Consider the following 25,745-nt stretch of genomic DNA (forward strand, 5'->3'; position numbering starts at 1 on the left):
GATGATGGAGAGAATGGACTGGTGAGCACCGCACCAAGCGAACTCGAGAGCCCCGAGGTCGACGAGGCGATCGAGTTGAGCCCTCCGTGGGTGACGATCGTCTGGAACGACCCGGTCAACCTGATGGACTACGTGACGTTCGTGTTCCAGACCTACTTCGGCTACTCCAAGAAGAAGGCGGAGAAGCTCATGCTGCAGGTGCACCAGGAGGGCAAGTCGGCGGTCTCGAACGGCAACCGCGAGGCGATGGAACGCGACGTCGAGGCGATGCACACCTACGGCCTGTGGGCCACCTGCGAGAAGTCGTGACCCGGTTCCGCAAGCACCGCAAGACCGTCGTCGTCAGCTTCGCCGAGCACGAGGCGGACATCCTGGCGAACCTGCTCCGCAACCTGGTCGAACTCCTGTACGACGGGATGCCGCCGCGCGCCACCGAGTCGTCGGACCCGCTCGCCGCCCTGCTCGACAACGACGGACCCACCTCCCCGCCCGAGGACGTCGTCCTCCAGCGACTGCTGCCGGACGCCTACAAGGCCGACGACATGGCGTCGGCCGAGTTCCGCCGCTTCACCGAGCGCGGCCTGCGCGAAGGCAAGGTGACCGACGCGCGGCGGGTGCTGTCCGCCCTCGAGGAGTCCGGCGCCGACGAGATCGCCCTCGAACCCGACGAACAGCTCTCCTGGCTGCGCGCTCTGAACGACCTCCGCCTGGCCATCGGCACCCGCCTGGACATCAAGGAAGAGGACGACTACTCCACCTGGGAGAAACTCCCCGACGAGGACCCCCGCCGCCTGACGTACGACCTCTACGACTGGCTCGGCTACCTCCAGTCCGCCCTCCTCCACAACATGCGCTGACGCACAAGGACAGGTCACGGCCTGTCGACGCGCGCGAGGATGATCGCGTAGCGGCACTCGGCATCGCTGGTGTTGGCGAAGACGCACGCGACGGGTCCTTCGACTTCGATCGAGTCGCCCGGGTTCAGTTCGTGCACCGCGTCGCCTTCGTGGAAGGTCAGCCGGCCGTCGAGCACCCAGACGGCCTCCCGTTGGAAGGCCAGCGATGCAGCCGGATACGGCACGCTGGCCCCGGGCGGCAGGTGGACCTCGGCGATGTCTGCGGGGAACTGCGGCCCGGTGATCGGGCGCCGGCGATATCCGGTGGCGGGGTCGTGCCATTCCATGGCGTCGGCCATCCGGTGCACCCCAGTGGCCTCGGCCGGGGTGAGGAGGGCGGAGACGGAGACCTGGAACGCAGCGGCCAGCTTGCCGAGGACGACAGCGGTGGGGCTGCTCTCGGCGCGCTCGATCCGGTTGATCATCGCGCGAGACACACCGGAGGCGTCCGCGACCTGCGCCAGCGTCCATCGGCGTTGTTCCCGTTCACTGCGGATGCGGGCGGCGATCTGCCCGGCCAACGGATCTACTATATTGGACACGATTCTAATATATAGGAACAGCGGTCCACCCAGCCTGCCGCACGTCTCGTCGGGACTGGCCACGAATTCGCCGGCTTCGTGGCAGTCAGGCCACGAAGTACTCCCGTTGGCAGCTCCGCTGCATAACATGCGCTGAGTGAGCTATCCGAAGGTTGGCAGTGAGCTGACGTCGAGTCCGGACTTTCCGGCGGTTGAGCGTGGCGTTCTGGGGTACTGGGGCGCGGATGGGACGTTCCGGGCTTCAGTGGAGCAGCGGGCGGCGGGGGAGGACGGGGCGAACGAGTTCGTCTTCTATGACGGCCCGCCGTTCGCGAACGGGTTGCCGCATTACGGGCATCTGCTCACCGGGTACGTGAAGGACGTCGTACCGCGGTACCAGACCATGCGCGGGCGGCGGGTGGAGCGGCGGTTCGGGTGGGACACGCATGGGCTGCCGGCCGAGCTGGAGGCCCAGCGGGTGCTCGGGCTGAAGACGAAGGCCGAGATCCTGGCGCTGGGGATCGAGAAGTTCAACGAGGCCTGCCGGGCGTCCGTGCTGAAGTACACCGACGAGTGGCGCAGCTACGTCACCCGGCAGGCGCGCTGGGTCGACTTCGACCACGACTACAAGACGCTTGATCCCGGTTACATGGAGTCGGTGATCTGGGCGTTCAAGACGCTCTACGACAAGGGCCTGGTGTATGAGGGCCTTCGTGTCCTGCCGTACTGCTGGAACGACGAGACCCCGCTGTCCAACCACGAACTGCGGATGGACGACGACGTCTACCAGCCCCGCCAGGACCCGTCCGTGACAGTCGCGGTCCAACTGGAGACGGGCGAGCGGCTGCTGGCCTGGACGACGACACCGTGGACCCTGCCGAGCAACCTGGCGATGGCCGTCGGTCCGGATGTCGACTATGCGATTGTCGACGATCCTGCGGGGCCGACCATCCTCGCCGAGGCGCGGCTCGAGGCTTACGGCTACACCGAGGTACTGCGGCGGTTCAAAGGTTCGGAGCTCATCGGCCGCCGCTACACCCCGTTGTTCCCGTTCTTCGCGGACACCGAGGTGTGGGGGACGGGCGAGGCGTTCCAGGTGATCGCGGCCGAACACGTCACGACCGATGAGGGTACGGGCGTCGTTCACATGGCCCCGGCGTACGGCGAGGAGGACCAGATCGCGTGTGACGCCGTCGGGATCCCCACCCTGCTGACCGTGGACGACGGAGCCCGGTTCACCTCCGTGGTTCCGCCGTACCAGGGCCTGCATGTGTTCGAGGCCAACCGCCCGATCATCCGGGACCTGCACGCGGCCGGGTCGCTGGTGCGCGAGGACAGCTACGTGCACAGCTATCCGCACTGCTGGCGGTGCCGGAATCCGCTGATCTACAAGGCAGTGTCGAGCTGGTTCGTCGAGGTGACCCGGATCCGGGACCGGATGGTCGAGCTGAACGAGCAGATCACCTGGGTCCCCGAGCACGTGAAGCACGGGCAGTTCGGCAAGTGGCTGTCGAACGCACGGGACTGGTCGATCAGCCGGAACCGCTTCTGGGGCAGCCCGATCCCGGTCTGGCGATCGGACGACCCGGCGTATCCACGCATCGACGTCTACGGCTCGGTCGAGGAGCTCGAGCGCGACTTCGGCGTCGCCGTACCGGATCTGCATCGCCCGTACGTCGACCAACTCACGCGACCGAATCCCGACGACCCGACCGGGCGGTCGACGATGCGCCGGGTGCCCGACGTACTGGACGTGTGGTTCGACTCGGGGTCGATGAGTTTCGCGCAGGTGCACTACCCCTTCGAGAACACGGACTGGTTCGAGCACCACTTCCCGGGCGACTTCATCGTCGAATACATCGGGCAGACGCGAGGGTGGTTCTACACCTTGCATGTGTTGTCGACGGCGCTGTTCGACCGGCCGGCGTTCTCGTCCTGCCTGAGTCACGGGATCGTGCTCGGCAGCGACGGGCAGAAGATGAGCAAGTCGCTGCGGAACTACCCGGACGTGTCCGAGGTGTTCGACCGAGACGGCGCGGACGCGATGCGCTGGTTCCTGATGTCGAGCCCGATCCTGCGCGGCGGCAACCTGGTCGTCACCGAGCAGGCCATCCGCGAGGGCGTCCGCCAGGTCATGATCCCGCTGTGGAACGCCTGGTACTTCTTCGCGCTGTACACGAACGCCGCCGGCCGCGAGGCGAGCCGGTCCACGGAATCCCCGGACGAGCTGGACCGCTACCTGCTCGCACGGCTGCGGATCTTCGTGACCGAGGTCCAGGAAGATCTCGATCGCTACGACATCGCGTCGGCCTGTGACGCGGTCGCGGCGTACGTCGAGATCCTGACGAACTGGTACATCCGGCGCTCGCGGGACCGCTTCTGGGCGGGCTCGGCCGAGGCGATCGACACGCTGTACACGACCCTGGAGATCCTCTGCCGGACCGTCGCGCCGCTGCTCCCGCTCGTCAGCGAGGAAGTGTGGCGCGGCCTAACCGGTGAGCGATCCGTCCACCTGTCGGATTGGCCTGTTGTCGACAATCTGCCGGACGATCCCGAGTTGGTCGAGGGGATGGAACGCGCCCGGGAGGTGTGCTCGGTCGCGTCGGCGATTCGCAAGGCCGAGGGGATCCGAGCCCGCCAGCCGCTGCATCGGCTTACGGTCGCGGTTGCCGATCCAGACGCCCTGCGGCCGCTGGCGCCGGTCATCGCCGCGGAGGTCAATGTCCGCGAGGTCGTGCTGACATCGGCGGACGCGGTGGATGCGCCGGTGTCGCAGCGGCTGACCGTCAACGCGCGGGCGGCGGGACCCCGGCTCGGGCGCGATGTGCAGCTGGTGATCAAGGCGTCGAAGAGTGGTGACTGGTCGGTGTCGGCCGCCGGCGCGGTTGTTGCTGGGGGCATCGAGTTGCTGGACGGGGAGTACACCCTGGAGACCACGCTGGCCGAGGGCGGCTCCGCTAGTGGGCTGCTGGCTGACGGCGGGTTCGTCGTACTGGACACCACCGTCACGCCGGAGCTGGAGGCGGAGGGGACCGCGCGCGACGTGATCCGCTCGGTGCAGCAGGCTCGCCGGGACGCGGGTCTGGAAGTGACCGATCGGATGAGGCTGTCGCTCGCCGCACCGCTCGCGGTGGTCGCCGCTGTCGAGGCGCATCGCGAACTGATCGCGGCTGAGACGCTGGCCGTCGAGGTCGCGTTCACTGTCGCCTCGGGAACCGACCTGGTGGTGAGCGTGGAGAAGGTCTGAGCTGCGGTACAGGCGTTGATATCGACCTGGTGTGATGTCTCAGGACATCGGTGACGGTTCTGTATCAGGACATCGGTGACACTGGGTGTGTCAGGACATCGGTGACGATTCAGGGGTCTTGGCGTGGGCCGCGGGGGCGGCCGTTGCCGACGTAGGTCGCTCCGGGCGCGGGTCTGGTGTGCTCGATGAGGATCTCGCCTTCGAGGCCGGCGACGGTGATCTTGTCGCCGGCGATGATGACGAGGACCTGCTGGAAGCCTCGTCGCCCGTCGACCATGTACTGGACCTTGTTCAGGATGAAGACGCCGTTGCTGGTCAGCTTCTTGACGACGGTGCCGTCGGGCAGGTCTGTGGGTAGCGGCGCCGGGGTGGGTCGGGGCCGGCTGGCGGGACGGCGCATCAGGTCACGGGTGGGGCGAGGTGCCTCGGTCTTCGCGGTGGCCTGCCAGGCGGTCAGATTCTGCACCGGCCCGGGTGCGTCCGGCCCGCCGATTCTTCGCGATCGGTGGCCAGAACGCGGACTCGGATGATCCAGAATTGTTCGGCTAGCGCGGGGCGGTGCCGTCGGGCGACCGAAGCCCCAGCGATGACGCTGCCCACGACAGGTCGATCGCGATCAGCCGGATCATCACCGGGACCAGCCAGTCCGGCAGGGAATCGTGGTGAACGCGATAGGCGAGCGTGGCGGCACCGGCGGCGGCCCAGGGTGCGCCGTCGGGCATGACGTCGTAGGGAAGGGCGCCGCCTTCCAGGTGCAGGGTCGGGAGCAATCCGGCCAGATCGTGGTCGGCGCTGCCGCGTGAGGTATGGCTCCAGTCGACGAAGACCACCCGGTCGCCGTCGATGCAGATATTGTCGCTGCGAATATCCCCGTGCACCAGGCTCATTCCGTCCTCGTCGCAGCGGGATTCGGCGGCGATGAGCTGCGGTGCGGCGTTGTCGAGCCACTTCTCCGAGCACAGCTGCAATTCGAGGAAGGCCGTTCGGTCCGGGCCGCACAGTAGGCCGGGCCAGCGAGCGCGCGTTCGCGGTGTGGGTGAGAAGACGTTCGGTGCCTCGATATGTGAAAGATTGGCGACAGCGGTGAGTAGGAGATCGATATCGCCGGGGCGCCAATTCACGCCCTGATGACTGGCCGGCCAGTGAGCCCGGCTGAGATCTTCAGTGACGAGAATCGGGCGGCCGGGCTCGTCGAGCCACGCGATGATCGTTGGCGCGAACCGCTCGGGAACGTGCTGCAGGGAAAGGTGTTCGGTGCGGAGCCAGCGCTCGGTATCGTCGTCGGTGGCGGCTTTGACGAAGACGCGCGTGCCGTCGGCCAATCCGACTGAGTGCCGGATCGCCCCCGACCAACCGGTATCGGGGACGGCCCACGTCGTGGTCGGCCGGCCCAGTGCCTGTTCGACCCGGCGTCGGATCTCGGCATCGGGTTCGTCCGGCATCAGTTCCTCTCCCAGGGTTCACGCATCTACGTCGTCGCAGATTGGATTGTGGCAGAGAGAGTGTGGCTGCGCGCCCTTTCCGCGTTTGGTTGGCTGGGACTTGTCGAGGGGCCCGCCTGGCCCACAACTGCCGAGACGTAGAGGCAACTGGCTGGCGGAAGTGGCGAGGTGGCGACGGTGGCGACCCCCATGCTCTAGCCCTGCCCGTGGCCCGGTTCAGCTAGAGCATTGGTGCATCCCCCGTGCATCCTTGGCGGTGGGCAGCCGAGGCCGCGGAGCGGGCGCGGGCGTCCATAACCGGACCCGGTCATTTCAGACTCACCTAAGAGGCTACGTGGGATTCCCAAGCTGAGAATGCGAGTTCGATTCCCGTTCACCCGCTCCAAGGCTCCGCAGGGTCAGGTGATGGCATGAGTCGACCATGCGATGGTGTGAGCGTGGCTATCCATCCGCTATGGCGGCCGTACTCCTCGTCGGCCAACGCCGTCCGCCAAGCCAATCGAGTGCAGCCCGGACCCCGATCGCCTGCCGCCTGACGTCATCGGCCAGCTTCGAGGGCTCGACTTCGGCCGCCGCGACCTCGGCTCCAACGCCGCCGCGGGCACCGTCGGTCAGGCTACGCCGCCGGATCTCGTAGAACGTCCTGCGCGAGATGCCGTGCTCGGCACAGAAGGTCGTCACCGCCCCACGCGGCGCATCAGACGGCCACTGCGTGATCGCGAGACGGACACGGGGATCAACAGACTCGTTCTTCGGCACCGGCGCAGTCGACCGGCCCCGGGCATCACCGACCCCGCCGACTCACCGAAGTGTTACCACCAAGACGCCGAAACTGTCACCGATGTCCTGATGCAGAACCGTCACCTATGTCCTGCGACATGACATTGATATCGATCTAGTGTCATCGGTCTGGTCGATTTTGAATCAATCGAACAGATGTTCTAATATGAGCGCATGAGAGAGGTGTCAGTCATCCCGCCGGGCGGCGACCACAAGGTCACCGCCGTGCCGGCCGTGCGCGGCCAGACAGACGCGCCCGGCCGCACGGCGACCGGTCTTCTCTCCAGGCCCGACGATGCCCCCGCCTGGCTGGCCTCGCCGCCCGAGGATCTCCCGATGCCGGCCGACGCTTACATCCCCGAGGATCCTGACGATCCAGAAGGCCCGACGCTTATCAGTGAGCAGGACCAGTGGGATGCCGAGCTGGATGCGGTGCTGGGCCGGAGTCGGTTCTCGCGTGTGGATGCGGTGGAGTGCGAGTTGTGGGACGGGGTCGATCAGGACGAGGCGGAGCGTGAGTTGTTGCGCCGCGAGGCCCCGGCGTGGGTGTTCCTGCCGCCCGGCGGTCAGTTGGCGGCCGAGTTGGAGGGGACCCGGCCGCAAGCGATGTCACCGATGGCGTTGATCGAGTTGATGAAGGCCGCCACCAAGCTGTCCGGATGGGCCGAGTCGATCAAGGCTGGCGCCATGGCTTCGCTCTACCGTCAGCGCCAGGCCGAGCATCGCGAGTCGCCGCGCCCCACTCAGCTGGATTCGAAGGGTCGTCCGATCGACCCGGAACGTTCCTGGTACGGCGAGATGGCGCTGGCGCTCGGCCTGTCTCCGAACACGATCGGTCGCCGCGTCGACACCGCGCTCCGACTGACCTCCACCCTGTCGGCCACGCACACCGCGCTGAGGTGTGGCGCACTGACCTGGGGCAAGGCGTTGGCCATCTCCGAAGCTACGAGCGACCTGTCCAGCGACGCGGCCCAAGCGGTCGAGGCGCACGTGCTCAAGCGCGCAGGTTCGCAGACCCATAAGAACCTGCTCGAGTCCCTGCGCCGGCAGGTCGCCAAACACACCACCCGCGAGGCCGCCACCAGACATCGCGCCGCAGTCACCGATCGCACCTGCAAGATCGTCCCGCTGTCCGAGGGCATGGCCGGACTGTGGATCGTCCACACCGCCGACAAGATCCAGCAGATGTGGGTCGCCATCCAAGCCATCGCCAAGCTCGCCAAAAGAGAAGGCGTCACCTCGAGCGAATCGGCCCTCACTCGCGTCACGACCCTCACCCCCGTCACGGCCACCACCCCAACTGTGGCCACCACCCCAACTGTGGCCACCACCCCAACTGTGGCCACCACCCCAACTGTGGCCACCACCCCAACTGTGGCCACCACCCCAACTGTGGCCACCACCCCAACTACGGCCACCACCCCAACTACGGCCACCACCCCAACTGCGGCCGCTACCCCCGCTACGGCGGCCACTACGCGATCAGTCCTTGACACCGCGGACACAAGACCAACGTCGGATGCGCCGACTGACGCCCAGAGCGCGGCTCTGGTCAAGGATGACCGGACCGCCGAACAGCGGCGCGCCGACGTCACCGCAGACCTGTTCGAACACATCCTGCGCAACGGACTCGACTGGCTCGGCCGCAGACTCCCCGACCAGCACCGACGGCGACCCCACATCGAAGTCGTCGTCCCCGCCAACACCCTGCTCGGCCTGGACGAGGACCCCGCCGAGCTCACCGGCTATGGCCCCATCCCCGCCGAGATGGCTCGCCGTATCGCCAACGACGGCACCTGGCGGCGGCTGTTGACCGACCCCGTGAACGGCGCTGTCCTGGAAGCGTCCACCACCCGCCACGACCCCGGCGCCTTGGTGAGCGAGACTTTGCTCGCTAGGTATCCGATCTGCGCCTGGCCCGGCTGCAACCGGACCTCCCGGGACTGCGACCGAGACCACACCACGCCGTTCGCCCGAACCGGGACCACCAGCCTGACCGGCCTGGCGCCGTACTGCGAGTATCACCATGTCATCAAAGACACTCCCGCGTGGGGTTGGGCCACCACCAGTCATCCCGACGGCTCCATCACCTTGACGACGCCCACAGGCCATCGCTACACGACCGTTCCATCCGCCCGCGGTCCGATCACCCAACCCCGCGCGGCGGACCCCGATCACCTCCGGGCCACCCTCTACGAGCCGGCCCCAAGCCGTGATCACTCGAGCTCCGACGCCGATGCGCGGGTTCCCACGACCGGCGATCCGCCACCGTTCTAGGTCCGGAGGGTCCGGTTCGATCACGACGAGGCGGAGTCCGGACTGTTCGAGGGCTCGGCCGGTGATCCGATCGGGGCAGGCCCGTCGGTACGGTGGGCTGGAGGTCACCGACCGGACGAGGCTGTCGCGCTCGCCGCACCGCCCGCGGTGGTCGCCGCTGGCGAGGCGCATCGCGAGCTGATCATGGCGGAGACGCTGGCAGTTGAGCTGGAGGTTGTGGAGGGTACCGAACTGCGGATCGACATCACTGCCTAGGGTGGGGCTCATGGAGACGCGGACGTTGGGCAGGACCGGTCGGGATGTGGGCGTCGTCGGGCTCGGCGCGTGGCAGCTCGGCGCCGACTGGGGCGACGTCGACGAGAGCGACGCGCTGGCCGTACTGCGGTCCGCCGTCGAGGGCGGGGTCACGTTCATCGACACCGCGGACGTGTACGGCGACGGCCGCAGCGAGCGTCTGGTCGGTCAGGTTCTGAAGGAGTACGACAGCCTCACCGTGGCCACCAAGATGGGCCGCCGGGTCGAGCAGGTGCCGTCCAACTACACCCTGGCCAACTTCCGGGCGTGGATCGACCGCTCCCGCGCCAACCTCGGCGTGGACACCATCGACCTCGTCCAACTGCACTGTCCGCCGACCCCGGTCTACTCGACCGACGCGGTCTTCGACGCGCTCGACACCTTGGTCGACGAGGGCCGGATCGCGTCGTACGGCGTGAGCGTCGAGACCTGCGCCGAGGCGCTCACCGCGATCGCCCGGCCGAACGTCGCGTCCGTCCAGATCATCCTGAACGCCTTCCGCCTCAAGCCCCTCGACGAGGTGCTCCCAGCCGCCCAAAAGGCCGGCGTCGGCATCATCGCCCGCGTCCCGCTCGCCAGCGGTCTGCTCTCCGGCAAGTACGACGAGAGCACCGTCTTCGGAGCCGACGACCACCGCACCTACAACCGCCACGGCGAGGCCTTCGACGTCGGGGAGACCTTCTCCGGCGTCGACTTCACCACCGGCCTCGAAGCCGTCCGCCGCCTGCTCCCCGCCGTCCCCGCCGGCGCGACGATGCCCCAGTTCGCCCTCCGCTGGATCCTCGACCAGCCGGGCGTCACCGTCGTCATCCCCGGCGCCCGCAACCCCTCCCAGGTGGCCGGCAACGTCGCCGCCGCGGCCCTGCCCCCGCTCACTCCGGACCAGTTGGCCGCCGTCCAGCAGACGTACGACGACCTGATCCGCCCCCAGATCCACGACCGCTGGTAGCTCTCTGTCCGCATCCTGGACCGACTCCCGGGTTGGCGGGACCGCTCCGATGGCCGCCGTACCGTGGTCTCGTGCTGATCATCGAGAGGGCGACGTACGACGCGATCGTCGAGCACGCCCGTAAGGACCACCCGGACGAGGCGTGCGGAGTGGTCGCGGGACCGGCCGGTTCCGACCGGGCGGTGCGGTTCGTGCCGATGCTCAACGCGGCGATGTCGCCCACGTTCTACGAGTTCGACTCCGGTGATCTGCTCCGGCTCTACAAGGAGATGGACGAGCGCGACGAGGAACCGGTGGTGATCTACCACTCGCACACCGCCACCGAGGCGTACCCGTCGCGCACCGACATCACCCTCGCCCAGGAGCCCGGCGCGCACTACGTGCTGGTGTCGACCCAGGACGGCGCGGACTCCCCGGCGTACGACGGACCGGTCGAGTTCCGGTCGTACCGGATCGTCGACGGCGAGGTCGTGGAAGAAGAAGTGCGCGTGGTGGGTTCCTATAGAGAAACCGAAGGAGACAACTGATATGGCGATCGAGCTGCGGGTGCCGACGATCTTGCGCACCTACACCAGCGGTGAGAAGGCGGTCAGCGGCGACGGCGAGACCCTGGCCGAATTCATCGACAACGTGAACGGCGCCCACCCGGGCCTGAAGGAGCGCATCGTCGAGGGCGAGCCGGAGGAACTGCGCCGGTTCGTGAACGTGTACGTGAACGACGAGGACGTCCGGTTCACCGGCGGCCTGAAGACCGGCGTCAAGGACGGCGACGTCGTCGTCGTGCTGCCCGCGGTGGCCGGCGGCTGATCATGCGCTTCGACAGCCTGCTGGATTCGGTCGGGGGTACGCCGCTGGTCGGGCTGCCCAAGCTGTCGCCCTCGGCCGACGTCCGGCTCTGGGCCAAGCTCGAGGACCACAACCCGACCGGCTCGATCAAGGACCGGGCAGCCCTGCGCATGCTCATCGACGCGGAGAAGGAGGGCCGGCTGCGGCCCGGCAACACGATCCTCGAACCGACGTCGGGCAACACCGGCATCTCGCTGGCGATGGCGGCCAAGCTGCGCGGGTACCGGATGGTCTGCGTGATGCCGGAGAACACCTCCGAGGAGCGCCGGCAGATCCTGCGGATGTGGGGTGTCGAGATCATCTCCTCCCCGGCCGCCGGCGGCTCGAACGAGGCCGTCCGGGTGGCCAAGCAGGTCGCGGAGGAGCACCCCGACTGGGTGATGCTCTACCAGTACGGCAACCCGTCGAACGCGGCCGCGCACTACGACGGCACCGCTCGCGAGATCCTCGCCGACCTGCCGTCCGTCACCCACTTCGTCGCCGGCCTCGGCACCACCGGCACGCTGATGGGCGCGGGCCGGTTCTTCCGCGAGCACAAGCCCGACGTGCGCATCGTCGCCGCCGAGCCCCGGTACGGCGAACTCGTCTACGGACTGCGCAACCTCGACGAGGGCTTCGTCCCGGAGTTGTACGACGAGACGCTCATCGACGCGCGGTTCTCGGTCGGCCCCCGCGACGCCGTCCGCCGGGTCCGCGAACTCCTCGACAACGAGGGCATCTTCGCCGGCATCTCGAGCGGGGCGATCCTGCACGCCGCGCTCGGCCAGGCGGCCAAGTGCGTCCGCGAAGGTCAGACCGCGGACATCGCCTTCGTGGTCGCCGACGGCGGCTGGAAGTACCTGTCCACCGGCGCGTACGAAGGCACCATCGACGAGGCGGAGGACCGCCTCGAAGGCCAGCTCTGGGCCTGATAGTTGCTGATGGCTCCTACGGTTCCTTGAAGAGGACCTTGCGTCCGAGCCGGGGGTGCACGCCACGGCCATTGCAACTGCTGCACGGGCGTTGGGCGTAGCTGAAGACCGCGCCGCGGTGGCGGCCGGCGCCCTTGCAGCGGTTGCACTTGGCGTTCGGGTGCAGAGACAGCGAGACGACGTACAGGGCGAACGCCGCCACGGCGACCACCAGCATCATCCCGGTCGGCCCGAGGGCCGTGACGATGTCCGCGAACGTGCTGTTGCTTGCCGCAGCCTGGTTCGCCGTCTGACCGGCAGCCGTGACGTGATCGGGTTGCGGATTCGGTGCGGCGGCGGTGCTCAGCACCACCGCGATGTGGTGCGCCAGACTCATGGCATCACGAGGGGCGGTCTAACAAACATCGCTCCAGAGTGGCGTGCATCACGCGAAAAGGCAATTCCGCGGAGTAAAGATGTGGATAAGTCCGGCGTGTCGGATCGCCTTGTTAGGTAAGGCTGACTTGAGAACTGCCCGCGAGCGGACCTGTATAAGCTTCCCTTTGTGGCAGACGCACCGGTGGGGATCTTCGACTCAGGCTTCGGCGGACTCACTGTCGCCCGCGCGGTGCTCGACCAGTTGCCGCACGAACCGATCCTCTACCTCGGCGACACCGCCCGCCAGCCGTACGGACCCAAGCCCATCGCCGAGGTCCGCGAGTACGCGCTCGAATGTCTCGACCACCTGGTCGACGCCGGCGTGAAGATGCTCGTCATCGCCTGCAACTCGGCCAGTGCCGCGATGCTCCGCGACGCCCGCGAGCGGTACGACGTACCCGTCGTGGAAGTGATCCTCCCGGCCGCCCGCCGCGCCGTCGCCGCGACCCGCAACCAGCGCGTCGGCGTGATCTGCACCCGGGCGACCGCGCAGTCGCTCGCCTACGAGGACGGGTTCGCCGCCGCGCCGCAGGTCGAGCTGTTCACCCGGGCCTGCCCGAAGTTCGTCGACTTCGTCGAGTCGGGCGTGACGTCCGGACCGGAGCTGCTCGAGGCGGCCCACGAGTACCTCGACCCGTTGGTCGAGGCCGGCGTGGACACGCTCATCCTCGGCTGCACGCACTACCCGCTGCTAACCGGCGTGATCTCGTACGTGATGGGCGACAACGTCACCCTGGTCAGCAGCGCCGAGGAGTGCGCCAAGGACGTGTACGGCGTCCTGACCAAGACCGCGCTGCTCCGCCCGGACCACCTGCCTGAGCCGCGGCACCGCTTCGTCACCACCGGCAGCCCCGACGAGTTCGCCGCGATCGGCTCCCGCTTCCTCGGCCCGGTCCTCGCCGATGTCGACCAGTTCGCCTGGGTCCGGTAGGCGCAGCGCGCCCGGGCGACTCGCCGTCTCAGATGTGACGGGGGTCGCACCGGATGTTGTCCACGGCACCGGATCCGGCGGTGCCCGGCGCGGAATCGCTGCCTGGCCGTCGGATCGACGCCACCGGCTGGTCTGCGAAGGCGGCAACCCGCCGGTAATGTTCCAGGTATGAAGCTCACCGTGATCGGTTGCTCCGGGTCCGTCCCCGGGCCTGACTCGGCTGCCTCGAGCTATCTGGTCACCGCCGAGGGTTTCCACCTGATCCTCGATCTCGGCAGTGGCTCGCTCGGCTCGCTCCAGCGGCATCTCGCCGTTTCGGAGATCGGCGCGGTCGGCCTGTCCCATTTGCATCCTGACCACTGCATGGACCTGTGCGGTCTGTACGTCGCGGCCAAGTACGCGCCGGGCGCACCGATCCCGCGGATCCCGGTCTTCGGCCCACGCGGTACGGCGGGCCGGATGGCACTGGCCTACGACCTGCCGACCAATCCCGGGATGGAGGAGGAGCTGGAATTCCATGCCTGGCAGGAGGTTCAGACCATCGGCCCCTTCACCGTCCGGACCGCGCCGATGGTGCACCCGGTCCCGGCGTACGCGATCCGGGTTGAGCATGGCAACAAATCGCTCGTCTACACCGGCGACACCGGCCCGAACGACGCACTGGTCGATCTCGCCCGCGGCGCCGACCTGTTGCTGTCCGAGGCCGCCTTGCCGGACAACGATCCGCGCAACCCGACCAACCTGCACCTGACCCCCGCCGACGCCGGCGAGCAGGCCAAGAAGGCGGGCGTCAGCCGGCTCGTCATCACCCACGTCCCACCGTGGTACGACCGCGCCACCCAAGCAGAGCACGCCCGCCGCACCTACCCGGGTCCCGTCGAGATCGCCACCCCGCATGCCGTTTTCGACATCTGACGGCGTTCGGTTGTGGACCGCAACCACTGGTACGACGACCTCCGCGCCACCGGTCGTCATCCTGCACGGCGGTCCTGGCCTCTGGGACGACCACGCCGTACTCGCGGACATGCTCGACGACCTGACTGTCGTCCACCGCTTCGACCAGCGCGGGTGCGGTCGCTCGGGACCGTCGGACGAGCAGACGATGGCGCGACTCGCCCAGGACATCGACGAACTCCGCGAGTACTGGGGCCATCAGCGGATCCTGGTGATCGGCCATTCCTTCGGCGCCACGCTGGCGTTGACGTATGCGGCGTCGTACCCCGATCACGCCGCCGGAGTCGTCTATCTCGGCGGGGTCGGGATCGGTGACTGGCACACGCCGTACTACGCGGAAGTGGCTCGCCGGATGACGCCGGCCCAGCGGGATCGTCTGGAGGCGCTCACCGGGAGCAGTCGAACCTGGGACGAGGAGATCGAGTTCCGGGTGCTGTCGTGGTTCACCAGTCATGCGGACCGGTCGATGGCTCTCACTTGGGCGGGCGAGGAGGCGGCGGTCGACCTGCCGATCAACTTCCACGCCAACCGGGCGCTGGCGGGGGAGATGAACGCCTGGCCGGACGAATACGTCGCGGGGTTCGCCGCGACCATCAGCGCTTCCGTCACCTTCATCCACGGTGACGGTGACCCGCGCCCGGTCTCCGCCGTACGAGACCTGGCCGCGCACATTCCGCACCACACCTTCCACCTGCTCCCGTCCGCCGGCCACTCCCCGTGGCGAGAGCAGCCCGAGCTGGTCCGGGAGGTGTTGCGGGCGACGCTGCGGTAGACAAACCTCGATTCTGAGATCTACTCTCAATTTAGAGCTAATCTCAGAAAGGTGTTTGTCATGACCGCAGTCACGCTCGATCCGCGCCGTTGGTGGGCGCTGGGTGCGATGTCGGTCAGCCTGCTCGTCGTCGGGCTGGATCTGACCGTGCTGAACGTCGCGCTGCCGACGCTGGCGACCGAGCTCCAAGCGTCGACCAGCCAGCTGCAGTGGTTCGCGAACGCCTACACCCTCGTGCTCGCGGCGCTCCTGCTGCCGGCCGGGCTGCTCGGCGACCGGTTCGGGCAGAAGTGGTTGCTGCTTGGGGCGCTGGTGGTATTCGGAGGCGCGTCGGCGGCCTGTGCGTTCGCGTCGTCGCCGGGACAGCTGATCGCGTTCCGTGCTTTGCTCGGTGTCGGGGCGGCGTTCCTGATCCCGCTCTCGATGTCGCTGCTCAACGTGCTGTTCGCGCCAGGGGAGCGCGCCCGCGCGATGACGATCTGGGTGATGGCGAACTCGCTCGGCATTCCGCTCGGACCGGTGCTCGGGGGCTGGTTGCTGGACAACTACCGGTGGGGATCCGTCTTCCTGATCAACGTGCCGCTCGTCGCCGTCGGCCTGGTGGCGGTCGCTTTGCTGATCCCGGCGACGCGCGGTCACCGGACCGGGCGGATCGACGTACCGGGGATCCTGCTGTCCGCGGCGGGGCTGGTGTCCGTGACGTACGGATTCGTCGCGGCCGGCGAGCGTGGCTGGGGTGATGCGGTGACGCTCGGGTGCATCGCGGGTGGTGCGATCCTACTGGCGGTGTTCGTGGCCTGGCAGCGGCGGACGCGGGATCCGTTGGTGGATCTCGGGTTGTTCGCGTCGCGCCCGTTCCTGTGGGGCACAGTGCTCGCGACCCTCGCGTCGTTCGCGTTGATGGGGCTGCTGTTCGTGCTGCCGCAGCTCTTCCAGGCCGTGCAGGCCGCTGATGCGCTGCACACCGGATTGCGGCTGCTGCCGATCATCGGTGGGCTGCTGGTCGGAGCCAAGGTGGCCGAGCGGCTCAACATGAAGGCCGGGCCGCGGGTGACCGTTGCGGCCGGATTCGTGCTGATGCTGGCCGGTCTGGCGCTGGGCACGTTCACCGGCGTCGGCACCGGCTACGGCTACACGGCGATCTGGGTGAGTCTGGTCGGCTTGAGTATCGGGTTCACCTTGCCGCCAGTGATGGACCTGGCGCTCGGCGCCCTGACCGTGGAGCGGAGTGGATCCGGTTCAGGGCTGATCCAGGCCCTGCGTCAGGTCGGCGGCACGATCGGTGTCGCGATCCTCGGTACCGTCCTCAACTCGGCGTACCGGGACCGGCTCGACGTGACCGGCCTGCCGCCCGCGGTCGCCGACGCGGCCCGCGACAGCGCCTCCGGTGCGGTGGCGATCGCGGCGCACACCAACTCGCCCACATTGGCGACGTCGGCCCGCGAGGCCTTCGTGCACGGGATGAACGCCACCCTGTGGACGTGCTGCGCGGTCGCTGCCCTCGGGCTGGTGCTCGCTGTGGCCTTCCTGCCACGCCGTACCGGGGTTGGGGCGCCGGAGCCGGCGGAAGTTGCCACAATCGGGGTATGACGATGGAAAAGCCGCCCGGGCTGCGCGAACGCAAGAAGGCCAAGACCCGGGCGGCCATCCAGGAGCACGCGCTCCGGCTGTTCCGCGACCAGGGGTACGCAGAGACGACCGTGCAGGAGATCGCGGCCGCGGCGGAGGTTTCACCGGCGACGTTCTTCCGGTACTTCGCGACCAAGGAGGACACGGTCGTCCTCGACCGGCTCGACCCGCTGATGATCGAGCTGTTCCGGTCCGCGCCGGCGGAGCTGGGTCCGACCGACGCTCTCCGCGCGGCCATCCGGAAGAGCATGGTCACGCTGTCCGAGGACGAGTGGGAGCTGGAATCCGAACGCCAGCGCCTGGTCATGAACGCCCCCGAACTCCGCGTCCGGATGCTCGACCAGCTCTACGCCGGCATCGACCTCCTGGCCGCCCTCGCCGCCGAACGCACCGGCCGTTCGCCCGACGACTTCGCCATCAGAGCCTGGGCCGGCGCTGTCATCGGCGTCGTCATGGCCACCTACCAAGAAGCCGCTGACTCGCCAATGCAGGAGTACCTCTCGACCATCGACAAAGCCTTCACCCACCTAGCCGCCGGCCTCCCCCTGGAAACCAGCTGACCGTCAGGAGGTCAGAGTTTCGAGGTACGCCGTGCCGCGGGGTGTGAGTTCGTAGCCGGTTTCGAGGCTGTAGGTGAGGCCTAGGTTCTTGAGTTTGCGGACGTCGAGTTTGAAGGGGGCCGTTTCGCGGTTGAGGGAGGCGGCGAGGTCGGCGGCGCGGGTGGCGGGCTTGGACTGGATCAGGCGGAGGGTCTCGGTCGTCCAGGGGCCCTGGTGGCCTTCGTCGAAGCGGGTCAGGCGGGCGGTCAGCTCCGCGAGGTCGTCGGCGGAGAGGTCGGCCTGGGCAGCCAACTCCTCGCGCGGGTCCGGGCCCTCGACCAGGTGGAACCTGATCAGGAAGGTCGGATGCGACTCCTCGCCACGGAGGCGGCGCCGGACGTCCTTGGCGTTGCGGCGGTCCGCGGCCTCGACCTCGGCGTCGGTGTCGGCGATCAGTTCCGGGTTCACCTGGCGGACGCTGTCGATCTCGATCCGGCCGGCGTTGGTGCGGTAGATCCGCCCCTCGACCACGCGGGCCTCGGCCCACCGCCGGTACGCGACGGTGATCTTCCCGTTCGCGACCCCGTCGCGATCCGATCCGGCGAACAACATCGTCTAGCCTCCCAGCGCCTTCGCGACGATCGGGGCGAGCGCCCGCAGCGCCTTGCCCCGGTGGCTGATCGCGTCCTTCTCCTCGATCGACAGCTCCGCGGTGGTCCGGTCGTACCCCTCCGCCTGGAACAGGACGTCGTACCCGAAACCGCCGGTGCCGCGCAGCTCGCGGATCACCGAGCCGCGCATCTCGCCGAGCACCAGTTCGTCGGAACTGTCGGGCCGGACGAACGCGACCGCGGCGATGAACGACGCACCACGCCGCTCGTCCGGCACGTCCTCCAGCTGGCCGAGCAGCAGCAGGTTGTTCGCGTGGTTGTCCTTGGCCGGTCCGGACCAGCGCGCAGAGAGTACGCCGGGCATCCCGTTCAGCGCGTCGACACAGATGCCGCTGTCGTCGGCGATCGACGGCAGACCGGTCGCCGCGAGCGCCGCATGCGCCTTCAGCAAAGCGTTGCCCTCGAACGTCGGCTCGGTCTCGGCGGGTTCGTCGTACGGCGCGACGTCGCCCAGCCCGAGCACCTCGATCCCGGGCACGATCGGGGTCAGGATCCGCCGCAGTTCCTCGAGTTTCTTCTTGTTGTTCGAGGCGAGCAGGACCTTGGTCACGACAGCGCTTCCTGCTGCAGCTTCGCCAGCTCCGCGCATCCCGCCGTACCGAGCTCGAGCAGGCTGTCCAGCTCGGCGCGGTCGAACGGCGCGCCCTCGGCCGTGCCCTGCACCTCGATGAACTTGCCCTCGCCGGTGATGACCAGGTTCATGTCCGTCTCGGCCCGGACGTCCTCCTCGTAGCAGAGGTCGAGCATCGGGGCGCCGTCGATGATGCCGACCGAGACCGCGGACACCGTGCCGGTCAGCGGCTCGCTCTTCAGCAGCTTGCGCTCGCGCAGGAACGACACCGCGTCCGCGAGGGCGACGTACGCGCCGGTGATCGCCGCGGTCCGCGTGCCACCGTCGGCCTGCAGTACGTCGCAGTCGAGCAGGATCGTGTTCTCGCCAAGTGCCTTGTAGTCGATCACGGCACGCAAAGAGCGGCCGATCAGCCGGGAGATCTCGTGCGTCCGGCCGCCGATCCTGCCCTTCACCGACTCGCGATCCGAGCGGGTGTTGGTCGCCCGCGGCAGCATCGCGTACTCCGCGCTGACCCAGCCGAGCCCGGAGCCCTTACGCCACCGCGGCACGCCCTCGGTCACACTCGCAGCGCACAGCACCCGGGTCCGCCCGAACTCGACCAGCACCGAGCCCTCGGCGTGGTCGAGCCACTTCCGGGTCAGGGTCACGGGCCGGAGCTGATCCGCACTACGTCCATCGATACGCGCCATGCTGCAGACCCTATGCCTCCAGGCGCCGCACCTCCGAACCGGTGGACGGCGGAAGCGCCAGCGGGCCGGGGGACGGATGGAACTGGGTCACGGCCATCCGGGCCGCCCACGGCACCAGGTCGTGGGCGCGCCGACCGAGCCACGGGACGCCTTCCCGGACCAGCCACAACGCGTCCGCCCACCGGCTCGGCGGCCGGTACGCACAGTCCAGCTCCGGGGGTACGTCGATCTGCAGCCCACGCCGGGCGAGTTCGTCGGCGAACGCCCGGGCCAGTGTGCGGTGGCCGCGTTCGCCCGGGTGCAGTCGGTCGATGCTCCAGAAGTCCCGGCGGTACACCTCCGGGTAGTCGGCCATGTCCAGCCGGATCCCGCCGAACTTCGCGTGCAGGTCGTCGTACGCGAAGTTGACCTGCTCGATCCGCTGCCACAATGGCCGGCGCAGCCACACCGGCAGGCCGAACACCTGGCCGTGGTCGTGGAACCGGACGGTGAGCAGCAGCGCGCCGCGGGCGGTCAGTTCCTCGGCGCACAGGTACAGGCAGTCGCGGATCCGGCCCGCGTCGAAGGTGGATCGCAGGGTGTCATTGACCCCGACGATGAGCGAGGCGATGTCGATCGGACCGGTGGACACAGCCTCGGGCAGTTGGTCGGTCGCCACAGCAGGGACGGTGGCGCCGCTGGTCGCGAAGTTGGAGAACGTCACACGGTGGGAGCTGGCCAGGGAGTCGGCGAGCAGCGAGGCCCAGCCCCGCCACCCTTCGCCCGGGCGCGCGCCGGCACCGGAGAGGTCGGTCGTACTGCCGTTCATCGGGTCCCCGACACCCACGGTGGTCGAGTCCCCCAGTGCCACGTAGTGGAGGCTCACATTCCGCCATGGTGTCGGCACGGAGCGAGTTCCCGGTGAGACCGAGGTTGCCGTCATGTCAACACCAACCGAGCATTGGGGACCAGGCTCGAGGGCAAGATCACCATTGAGTGGCAGAAATGCTCGGAGTTAGGCTGTTACAAACAACTATGTGCAGGAGTTGCTAGCTGATGAGTGATCTTCGGTTTGGTCTGGTGGGTCTCGGTGCCCGCAGCCGCCTCGCGCAGTACGCCCACAAGCCCGGCGAGGGCTCCGCGATCGTCGCCGTCTGCGACCCGGTCGCGGCCCAGCGGGACCTGGCCCTCGAGCGCTACCCGGATGCGACCGCGTACGGCGACCACGCCGAACTGCTCGACCAGAAGCTCGACGGGGTCTTCCTGACCACGCCGGACGACCTGCACGAGCAGCCGGCGATCGACTTCCTGCGGGCCGGCGTCCCGGTCTTCGTGGAGAAGCCCCTGGCGATCACCACGGAGGGGTGTGACCGGGTGCTGCAGGCGGCGTACGACTCCGGTGCGCGGCTGTACGTCGGGCACAACATGCGGCACATGCCCGTCGTCCTGACCATGCGCGAGCTGATCCAGGCCGGCGCGATCGGCGACGTGAAGGCGATCTGGTGCCGGCACTTCGTCGGCCACGGCGGCGACTTCTACTTCAAGGACTGGCACGCCGATCGCAGTCGCACCACCGGACTGCTGCTGCAGAAAGGTGCCCATGACATCGATGTGATGCACTGGCTGGCCGGCGGCTACACGACCCGGGTGAACGCGATGGGCGCGCTCACCCTGTACGGCGGGATCGAGGACCGGCTCGACCGGTCGGGGGAGCGGTTCAAGGACTTCGTGTCCGAGTCCAACTGGCCGCCGCTGGAGCAGAAGGGTCTGGCTCCGGTGATGGACGTCGAGGACCTCTCGACGGCGAATCTCCTGCTGGACAACGGCGTACTGATGACCTACGAGCAGTGCCACTACACGCCGGACTACTGGCGCAACTACACCGTGATCGGCACCCACGGCCGGCTGGAGAACTTCGGCGACACCGCCGGCGGCGTGGTGAAGGTCTGGAACAGCCGCCGGTCCGGGTACCGCGAGGATGCCGACCAGGTGGTCGAGATCTCCGGCGAGTCCGACCACCACGGCGGCGCCGACCCGCACCTGGTGGCCGAGTTCGTCCGGTTCGTCCGCGACGGCGGGACGACGCTCACGTCCCCGGTCGCCGCCCGGGCCGCGGTCGCGGCCGGGTACGCGGCAACGATGTCGCTGCGCTCGAACGGGACCCCGATGGACATCCCGCCACTCGACCCCACCCTGATCAACTACTTCGACAACGGCCAAGTGCGGTGAGGTAGCATCCCGGTCGTGACCTGGTACGCCGCAGTGCGAATGCTGAGCCCTCGATGCGGAGGACTCTAGCGGCGTAGGCGCACGTGCTTGCAGCGAGAGGCCCCCTGTGTCGGGGGCCTCTCTCATTTCCCCACTGTGGGAGCTCGGAGTATGTGCCAGAGGCGGGATTTGAACCCGCACGCCCGGGGGCACCGGCACCTAAAGCCGGCGTGTCTGCCGTTCCACCACTCTGGCCGGGGGAGCCGCCTCCCCTCGGACAGACATCCTAGGGGAGGCGGCTCCGTTCAGCGGCTTTGCAGGGCGTCGATGAACACCTGGCGGAGGTCGCTGGGGTTGCGAGCGACGTAGGACTGGCCGCCGGTGGCCGCGGCCAGGGTGCGGAGCTCGTCCGGGTTGGCGTCAGGCCCCATGCCGAGGGCGATGATGCGGATCGGCTTGGAGGGGTCCTTCATGCCTTCGAGCGTCTTCACGGTCTCCTGCAGCGTCGGGCTGCCCGGGTCGTCGTTCTTGCCGTCGGTGAACAGCAGGATCGAGTTGACCGCGGTGGAGACGTACTGGTTCCGGACCGCGCGGACTGCCGCGATGGCGGTGTCGTACAGACCGGTGCCGCCGTTCGGGACCGGCTTCTGGATCTTCAGCTGGGCGACGATCTTCTGCCGCTGCCGGTCCGACAGTGGGGCGATCGGGACCAGTTCCTTGTAGTCGCTGCTGCCGTCCGTGCCGATCCTGGTCGAGAACGTCCACAGGCCGAGCGACGCGCTGTTCGGGAACAGGGCCAGGCCGCCGGTGGCCGCCTCGATGGTCAGCTGCATCCGGGTCTTGCCGCCGACCTTGTCGCCCATCGAGCCGGAGATGTCGATCACCGCGAGCGAGTGGGTGGACAGGGAGAGCCGGGTCCAGTTCAGCAGCGTCTTGTCGACCGCCTCGGCGGTCGGCTTGCTCAGCTGACTCGCGTCGCCGACGCCACGGCCGCCGCTGAGCGCGCTCATCGACCCGTCGCGGAAGCCGGCGTCGTCGCGGGCCTGCCCGTAGGCGTCGGAGAGCATCTCACCGGCCAGCGCGTTGGCGGCCGAGGTGGCCTGGTCGGTGTCGGACTTCGCCGTGACCGCGATCGGGTAGTCCAGGTACAGCGTGCCGGTGGCCGGTACGACCGCCTTGAGCTGCGCGTCGGGGTGCCCCTCCTGGTACTTCACGAAGCTCTGCTCCGACGCCGGTACGACGACCTGGCTGCCGTCGGCCGCGGCGCGGCCGAACAGCGAGTTGACGTCGGTGTACGGCTTGGCCATCGAACCGAGGCGCTGCGCCAGCGGCACGATCAGCCCGCTCACCGCGGTGTCGGACGCCGAGGTCTTCTGCCGCTCCGACTGGATCGCGAGCAGCGTGAGCGCGCCGGTGGAGGTGTTCAGCGGGTCCAGCAGGGCCGGCTCGACGCCGGCCGTGCCGAGGCTGCGCAGCCAGGACGAGGTGTCGGCGAAGTTCGAGTTCCGCCCGACCAGCACCAGCGGGGAGGTCGCGATCGACGGTACGACGATCTTCGGGATGCTGTCCCCGTCATCGGCCTGGGCGACCCACAGTGAGGAGTCCGGGACCCACAGGTCGGGCCGGTTGTCGCTGCCCTTGGCGACGTCCTGGGCGACCTTCGCCGAGGGAGCCGCGGTGATGGTGAACTGCAGACACGGAGTACCGTCCTGACCGCCCTTGCTCGCCAGCGACTTGGCCGCTGCTTCGAGTGAGGACTGCATCTCGGGCGTGGTGCTCAACTGGATCTGCGTCGGGTCGTTACACGACTTGCTGCCGCCGAGGAAACCGTCGGCTCCCGACTCGGATCCGAAGGAGCGAACCACAAACACGGCGCCCAACGACAGCACCAGTAGCCCGACCGCGGTGATGTACACCGAACGGCGGTTGTTGTTACTTCGCGTCACCGCAGAGGAATGTTTTCCCATCGCGGCAGGTCCCTCCCTCCCAGAGGCTGACTGCGCGCGCAGATTACCCGGTTTCTGCTGGTCACGGCGAAGGTTGCAACGGTTCTTGACACACCCGTCGCTGGACGCGGGTGGTCCAGGGAGTACCGCTCTTTCACAGGAACGCTGGAAAAATCACCGACGGTAGTTCTTCCACTCCGATCCGGTGAGATCTTGGTGTGATCCAAATCACATCAAGACTTTCTCTCAAACGCCCGTTCCATGGACCAGCCGCATGAAACGGTCGGAGGTTTCCCTCTGCGGCAGGTCCTGACAAGGTTGTCTTTTCGCGATCTGGCTCAGAGGCCGAGGTCCTTGCGGAGCTTGGCGACGTGCCCGGTGGCCTTCACGTTGTACTGCGCCAGCGCGATCTTGCCCTCGGGGTCCACGACGAAGGTGGACCGGATCACGCCGGTGACCTTCTTGCCGTACATGGTCTTCTCGCCGAAGGCGCCGTACGCGGTCAGGACGTCCTTGTCCGGGTCGCTCAGCAGCGGGAACGTGACGCCGTCCCGCTCGCGGAACTTGGCCAGCTTGGCCGGCTTGTCCGGGGAGATCCCGAGGACGGCGTACCCGGCGGCCTGCAGCGAGTCGAGCGAGTCGCGGAAGTCGCAGGCCTGCTTGGTGCAGCCCGGCGTCATCGCGGCCGGGTAGAAGTAGACGATCACGTTCTTCCCGCGCAGATCCTTCAGCGCCACCTCGTTGCCGTCGGCATCGGGAAGGGTGAAGTCGGGTGCGGTGTCGCCGGCCGACAGACGTTCGGACATCAGGCCCTCCACGGGGATCGGATCAACTGCCGCAATGGTACGTGCGGAGCCCCCGCTAGCCTGAGCGCATGCGGGCCATGACAGTCACGCCGGGGAAAGCCGACTCGGCCAGGGTGGGAGCAGTAGGGGAGCCGCCCGCCGGTGATGGAGCGGTCCTCGTGGAGGGGCTGTTCACCGGCATCTGCGGGACCGACATCGAACTGGTGTCCGGAGCGTTCGGCAGCGGTAGGCCGGGCTCCGATCACCTCGTCATCGGCCACGAGTCGCTGGGGCGAGTGCTGGAGGCACCGGAGGGCTCCGGCTTCAACGCGGGAGACCTGGTCGCCGGTGTGGTCCGCAGGCCCGATCCGGAGCCCTGTCCGGCCTGTGCGCGCGGCGAGTGGGACTTCTGCCGCAACGGCTTGTACACCGAGCGCGGCATCAAGGAGATGGACGGGTACGGCGCTGAACGCTGGCGCGTGGACCCGTACTTCGCCGTACCCGTCCCCAGTGAGCTCGGGCACCTCGGCGTACTCGTGGAGCCGGCCAGCATCCTCACCAAGGCGTGGGAGCAGGTGGACCAGGTCGGCGCGCGGTCGTGGTTCGGGCCGAAGCACGTGCTCGTCACGGGCGCCGGACCGATCGGGTTGCTGGCCGCTCTGATCGCAACGCAACGCGGGTACGACGTACATGTCCTGGACCGGGTCGTGGACGGGCCGAAACCGGAGTTGGTGCGGGCACTCGGTGGGACGTATCTGACCGACCTGGACGACCTGACCGTCGTACCCGACGTGGTGATCGAGGCGACCGGGGCAGGGCGGGTCGTGTTCGACTGCGCGAAGCTGCTCGGGTGGGCCGGGGTCATGTGCCTGACCGGGATCGCGCCCGGTCCGGCGTCGATCGACGTACAACTCGATGCGCTCGTCCGGCAGCTGGTGGTTCGCAACGCGGCGCTGGTGGGGTCGGTGAATGCGGCCAAGCGCCACTACGCGGACGCCGTGGACGTGCTGGTCGCGGCCGACCGGTGCTGGCTCGAGCGGCTGATCACGCGGACCGTGCCGCTGTCGGACTGGCCGTCGGCGCTGGTCCGTGAGCCGGACGACATCAAGGTGGTCGTGGACTTGCGGGGATGACCTGCGAGGATGGGACTACGCAGGGCAGCCCCGGCCATCCCGGGGCAGGCCCGGACGAAAGAAGGGAGCGCCGACAAGTGTCGGACACGAAGGCCACCAAGGCTCGGACCGCCGAGCAGATCGAGGCGGACATCGCCGCCACCCGGGCGCGCTTGGCCTCGACCGTGGACGAGCTGGTCGACCGCGCGAACCCGAAGAATGTCGCCCTGCGGCAGGTCGAGCAGGCCAAGGCCCAGGTGTTCGACGAGAGCGGCCGGCTGCGCACCCAGAAGATCGTCGCGGTCGGCGGCGCCGCGGTCGGCGTGCTCGCCGTCCTGCTGCTGATCCGCCGGCTGGTGGGTCGCCGGTGACTTCT

General features: G+C 68.3%; 27 protein-coding genes and 1 tRNA gene. 16 read left to right on the top strand and 12 right to left on the bottom strand.

What is annotated here, in order from left to right; genetic code table 11:
- Positions 1–21: 21 nt before the first annotated feature.
- Complete coding sequence (gene clpS / locus OG558_RS20515; RefSeq protein WP_328523368.1) at positions 22–309, top strand: ATP-dependent Clp protease adapter ClpS; 288 nt, start codon at positions 22–24, stop codon at positions 307–309.
- Positions 306–857: a DUF2017 domain-containing protein gene (locus OG558_RS20520; RefSeq protein ID WP_328523367.1), complete on the top strand. Its 552-nt coding sequence runs from the start codon at positions 306–308 to the stop codon at positions 855–857. Before clpS ends, OG558_RS20520 begins: the two co-directional genes overlap by 4 nt.
- A gap of 14 nt (positions 858–871) precedes the next feature.
- On the opposite strand, the gene OG558_RS20525 is transcribed toward OG558_RS20520, so the two are convergent.
- On the bottom strand, positions 872–1,438 hold the full coding sequence (locus OG558_RS20525) for a helix-turn-helix domain-containing protein (RefSeq protein ID WP_405071691.1): 567 nt from the start codon (positions 1,436–1,438) through the stop codon (positions 872–874).
- 136 nt (positions 1,439–1,574) lie between these two features.
- Here OG558_RS20525 and ileS point away from each other — a divergent pair, with 136 nt between their 5' ends.
- Entirely contained in the window at positions 1,575–4,664 is a 3,090-nt protein-coding gene (gene ileS / locus OG558_RS20530) for an isoleucine--tRNA ligase (RefSeq protein ID WP_405071692.1), read from the top strand.
- A gap of 109 nt (positions 4,665–4,773) precedes the next feature.
- Here ileS and OG558_RS20535 read toward each other — a convergent pair whose 3' ends face one another.
- From OG558_RS20535 to OG558_RS20545, 3 genes are all read right to left on the bottom strand, one after another.
- Positions 4,774–5,130 carry a hypothetical protein gene (locus OG558_RS20535; protein WP_405071693.1) on the bottom strand — a complete coding sequence of 119 codons (357 nt, stop codon included), beginning with the start codon at positions 5,128–5,130 and terminating at the stop codon, positions 4,774–4,776.
- A gap of 79 nt (positions 5,131–5,209) precedes the next feature.
- Positions 5,210–6,106: a phosphotransferase gene (locus tag OG558_RS20540; protein ID WP_405071694.1), complete on the bottom strand. Its 897-nt coding sequence runs from the start codon at positions 6,104–6,106 to the stop codon at positions 5,210–5,212.
- A gap of 441 nt (positions 6,107–6,547) precedes the next feature.
- Complete coding sequence (locus OG558_RS20545; protein WP_405071695.1) at positions 6,548–6,787, bottom strand: hypothetical protein; 240 nt, start codon at positions 6,785–6,787, stop codon at positions 6,548–6,550.
- Between the two features lie 273 nt (positions 6,788–7,060).
- Between OG558_RS20545 and OG558_RS20550 the strand changes: the two genes are divergently transcribed.
- From OG558_RS20550 to OG558_RS20570, 5 genes are all read left to right on the top strand, one after another.
- Positions 7,061–9,163: a DUF222 domain-containing protein gene (locus OG558_RS20550; RefSeq protein WP_405071696.1), complete on the top strand. Its 2,103-nt coding sequence runs from the start codon at positions 7,061–7,063 to the stop codon at positions 9,161–9,163.
- A gap of 265 nt (positions 9,164–9,428) precedes the next feature.
- The gene (locus tag OG558_RS20555) at positions 9,429–10,406 is read left to right on the top strand and encodes an aldo/keto reductase (RefSeq protein ID WP_405071697.1); all 978 of its coding nucleotides are present in this window, start codon (positions 9,429–9,431) and stop codon (positions 10,404–10,406) included.
- A 71-nt stretch (positions 10,407–10,477) separates the two neighbouring features.
- Positions 10,478–10,933, top strand: a complete 456-nt coding sequence (locus tag OG558_RS20560; RefSeq protein WP_329474533.1) for a M67 family metallopeptidase — start codon at positions 10,478–10,480, stop codon at positions 10,931–10,933.
- Position 10,934: 1 nt separating this feature from the next.
- Positions 10,935–11,213, top strand: a complete 279-nt coding sequence (locus OG558_RS20565) for a MoaD/ThiS family protein (protein ID WP_329474534.1) — start codon at positions 10,935–10,937, stop codon at positions 11,211–11,213.
- A complete protein-coding gene (locus OG558_RS20570) occupies positions 11,213–12,163 on the top strand; it encodes a cysteine synthase (RefSeq protein ID WP_329484857.1) in 951 nt (316 codons plus the stop codon). Before OG558_RS20565 ends, OG558_RS20570 begins: the two co-directional genes overlap by 1 nt.
- A gap of 16 nt (positions 12,164–12,179) precedes the next feature.
- On the opposite strand, the gene OG558_RS20575 is transcribed toward OG558_RS20570, so the two are convergent.
- On the bottom strand, positions 12,180–12,539 hold the full coding sequence (locus OG558_RS20575) for a hypothetical protein (RefSeq protein ID WP_329474535.1): 360 nt from the start codon (positions 12,537–12,539) through the stop codon (positions 12,180–12,182).
- A 168-nt stretch (positions 12,540–12,707) separates the two neighbouring features.
- On the opposite strand from OG558_RS20575, the gene murI reads away from it, so the two are divergent.
- The 5 genes from murI (at position 12,708) to OG558_RS20600 (ending at position 17,426) form a co-directional block, all read left to right on the top strand.
- On the top strand, positions 12,708–13,511 hold the full coding sequence (gene murI, locus OG558_RS20580) for a glutamate racemase (protein WP_405071698.1): 804 nt from the start codon (positions 12,708–12,710) through the stop codon (positions 13,509–13,511).
- Between the two features lie 168 nt (positions 13,512–13,679).
- The gene (locus OG558_RS20585; RefSeq protein ID WP_405071699.1) at positions 13,680–14,426 is read left to right on the top strand and encodes an MBL fold metallo-hydrolase; all 747 of its coding nucleotides are present in this window, start codon (positions 13,680–13,682) and stop codon (positions 14,424–14,426) included.
- Positions 14,407–15,237 carry an alpha/beta fold hydrolase gene (locus OG558_RS20590; protein ID WP_405071700.1) on the top strand — a complete coding sequence of 277 codons (831 nt, stop codon included), beginning with the start codon at positions 14,407–14,409 and terminating at the stop codon, positions 15,235–15,237. Before OG558_RS20585 ends, OG558_RS20590 begins: the two co-directional genes overlap by 20 nt.
- A gap of 60 nt (positions 15,238–15,297) precedes the next feature.
- Entirely contained in the window at positions 15,298–16,827 is a 1,530-nt protein-coding gene (locus OG558_RS20595; protein WP_405071701.1) for a DHA2 family efflux MFS transporter permease subunit, read from the top strand.
- Entirely contained in the window at positions 16,824–17,426 is a 603-nt protein-coding gene (locus OG558_RS20600) for a TetR family transcriptional regulator (RefSeq protein ID WP_405071702.1), read from the top strand. The genes OG558_RS20595 and OG558_RS20600 overlap by 4 nt, the downstream gene beginning before the upstream one ends.
- A 3-nt stretch (positions 17,427–17,429) precedes the next feature.
- On the opposite strand, the gene OG558_RS20605 is transcribed toward OG558_RS20600, so the two are convergent.
- Genes OG558_RS20605 through OG558_RS20620 form a run of 4 tightly spaced genes read right to left on the bottom strand, consistent with a single transcriptional unit; the run spans position 17,430 to position 20,204 of the window.
- Positions 17,430–18,017 (bottom strand): hypothetical protein, encoded by a 588-nt coding sequence (locus tag OG558_RS20605; RefSeq protein WP_405071703.1) that lies wholly within the window; start codon positions 18,015–18,017, stop codon positions 17,430–17,432.
- Positions 18,018–18,020: 3 nt separating this feature from the next.
- The gene (rdgB, locus tag OG558_RS20610) at positions 18,021–18,626 is read right to left on the bottom strand and encodes an RdgB/HAM1 family non-canonical purine NTP pyrophosphatase (RefSeq protein WP_405071704.1); all 606 of its coding nucleotides are present in this window, start codon (positions 18,624–18,626) and stop codon (positions 18,021–18,023) included.
- Positions 18,623–19,339 (bottom strand): ribonuclease PH, encoded by a 717-nt coding sequence (gene rph / locus OG558_RS20615; RefSeq protein WP_329474543.1) that lies wholly within the window; start codon positions 19,337–19,339, stop codon positions 18,623–18,625. The genes rdgB and rph overlap by 4 nt, the downstream gene beginning before the upstream one ends.
- 10 nt (positions 19,340–19,349) lie before the next feature.
- Positions 19,350–20,204: an SGNH/GDSL hydrolase family protein gene (locus OG558_RS20620; protein ID WP_405071705.1), complete on the bottom strand. Its 855-nt coding sequence runs from the start codon at positions 20,202–20,204 to the stop codon at positions 19,350–19,352.
- A gap of 170 nt (positions 20,205–20,374) precedes the next feature.
- Here OG558_RS20620 and OG558_RS20625 point away from each other — a divergent pair, with 170 nt between their 5' ends.
- Entirely contained in the window at positions 20,375–21,547 is a 1,173-nt protein-coding gene (locus OG558_RS20625; protein ID WP_405071706.1) for a Gfo/Idh/MocA family protein, read from the top strand.
- A gap of 153 nt (positions 21,548–21,700) precedes the next feature.
- Here the strand turns inward: OG558_RS20625 and OG558_RS20630 are convergent.
- From OG558_RS20630 to bcp, 3 genes are all read right to left on the bottom strand, one after another.
- Positions 21,701–21,781: transfer RNA gene (locus OG558_RS20630), tRNA-Leu, on the bottom strand.
- Between the two features lie 50 nt (positions 21,782–21,831).
- Complete coding sequence (locus OG558_RS20635) at positions 21,832–23,472, bottom strand: substrate-binding and VWA domain-containing protein (protein ID WP_405071707.1); 1,641 nt, start codon at positions 23,470–23,472, stop codon at positions 21,832–21,834.
- A 338-nt stretch (positions 23,473–23,810) separates the two neighbouring features.
- Positions 23,811–24,278 (bottom strand): thioredoxin-dependent thiol peroxidase, encoded by a 468-nt coding sequence (bcp, locus tag OG558_RS20640; protein WP_329474547.1) that lies wholly within the window; start codon positions 24,276–24,278, stop codon positions 23,811–23,813.
- A gap of 68 nt (positions 24,279–24,346) precedes the next feature.
- Here bcp and OG558_RS20645 point away from each other — a divergent pair, with 68 nt between their 5' ends.
- Together OG558_RS20645 and OG558_RS20650 are read left to right on the top strand one after the other, a co-directional pair.
- Positions 24,347–25,390, top strand: coding sequence for a glucose 1-dehydrogenase (locus tag OG558_RS20645; protein ID WP_405071708.1), 1,044 nt, complete (start codon positions 24,347–24,349; stop codon positions 25,388–25,390).
- A 77-nt stretch (positions 25,391–25,467) separates the two neighbouring features.
- Entirely contained in the window at positions 25,468–25,740 is a 273-nt protein-coding gene (locus OG558_RS20650) for a DUF3618 domain-containing protein (protein ID WP_329474549.1), read from the top strand.
- Positions 25,741–25,745 lie beyond the last annotated feature (5 nt).

This window comes from Kribbella sp. NBC_01510, assembly GCF_045040325.1.
Taxonomy (GTDB): domain Bacteria; phylum Actinomycetota; class Actinomycetes; order Propionibacteriales; family Kribbellaceae; genus Kribbella.

Coding starts and splice junctions, on each gene's coding strand:
- OG558_RS20540 (WP_405071694.1), bottom strand. CDS start 6,106: ATGCCGGACGAACCCGATGCCGAGATCCGACGCCGGGTCGAACAGGCA.
- OG558_RS20550 (WP_405071696.1), top strand. CDS start 7,061: ATGAGAGAGGTGTCAGTCATCCCGCCGGGCGGCGACCACAAGGTCACC.
- OG558_RS20555 (WP_405071697.1), top strand. CDS start 9,429: ATGGAGACGCGGACGTTGGGCAGGACCGGTCGGGATGTGGGCGTCGTC.
- OG558_RS20565 (WP_329474534.1), top strand. CDS start 10,935: ATGGCGATCGAGCTGCGGGTGCCGACGATCTTGCGCACCTACACCAGC.
- OG558_RS20575 (WP_329474535.1), bottom strand. CDS start 12,539: ATGAGTCTGGCGCACCACATCGCGGTGGTGCTGAGCACCGCCGCCGCA.
- OG558_RS20585 (WP_405071699.1), top strand. CDS start 13,680: ATGAAGCTCACCGTGATCGGTTGCTCCGGGTCCGTCCCCGGGCCTGAC.
- OG558_RS20590 (WP_405071700.1), top strand. CDS start 14,407: ATGCCGTTTTCGACATCTGACGGCGTTCGGTTGTGGACCGCAACCACT.
- OG558_RS20595 (WP_405071701.1), top strand. CDS start 15,298: ATGACCGCAGTCACGCTCGATCCGCGCCGTTGGTGGGCGCTGGGTGCG.
- OG558_RS20600 (WP_405071702.1), top strand. CDS start 16,824: ATGACGATGGAAAAGCCGCCCGGGCTGCGCGAACGCAAGAAGGCCAAG.
- OG558_RS20605 (WP_405071703.1), bottom strand. CDS start 18,017: ATGTTGTTCGCCGGATCGGATCGCGACGGGGTCGCGAACGGGAAGATC.
- rph (WP_329474543.1), bottom strand. CDS start 19,339: ATGGCGCGTATCGATGGACGTAGTGCGGATCAGCTCCGGCCCGTGACC.
- OG558_RS20625 (WP_405071706.1), top strand. CDS start 20,375: ATGAGTGATCTTCGGTTTGGTCTGGTGGGTCTCGGTGCCCGCAGCCGC.
- bcp (WP_329474547.1), bottom strand. CDS start 24,278: ATGTCCGAACGTCTGTCGGCCGGCGACACCGCACCCGACTTCACCCTT.
- OG558_RS20645 (WP_405071708.1), top strand. CDS start 24,347: ATGCGGGCCATGACAGTCACGCCGGGGAAAGCCGACTCGGCCAGGGTG.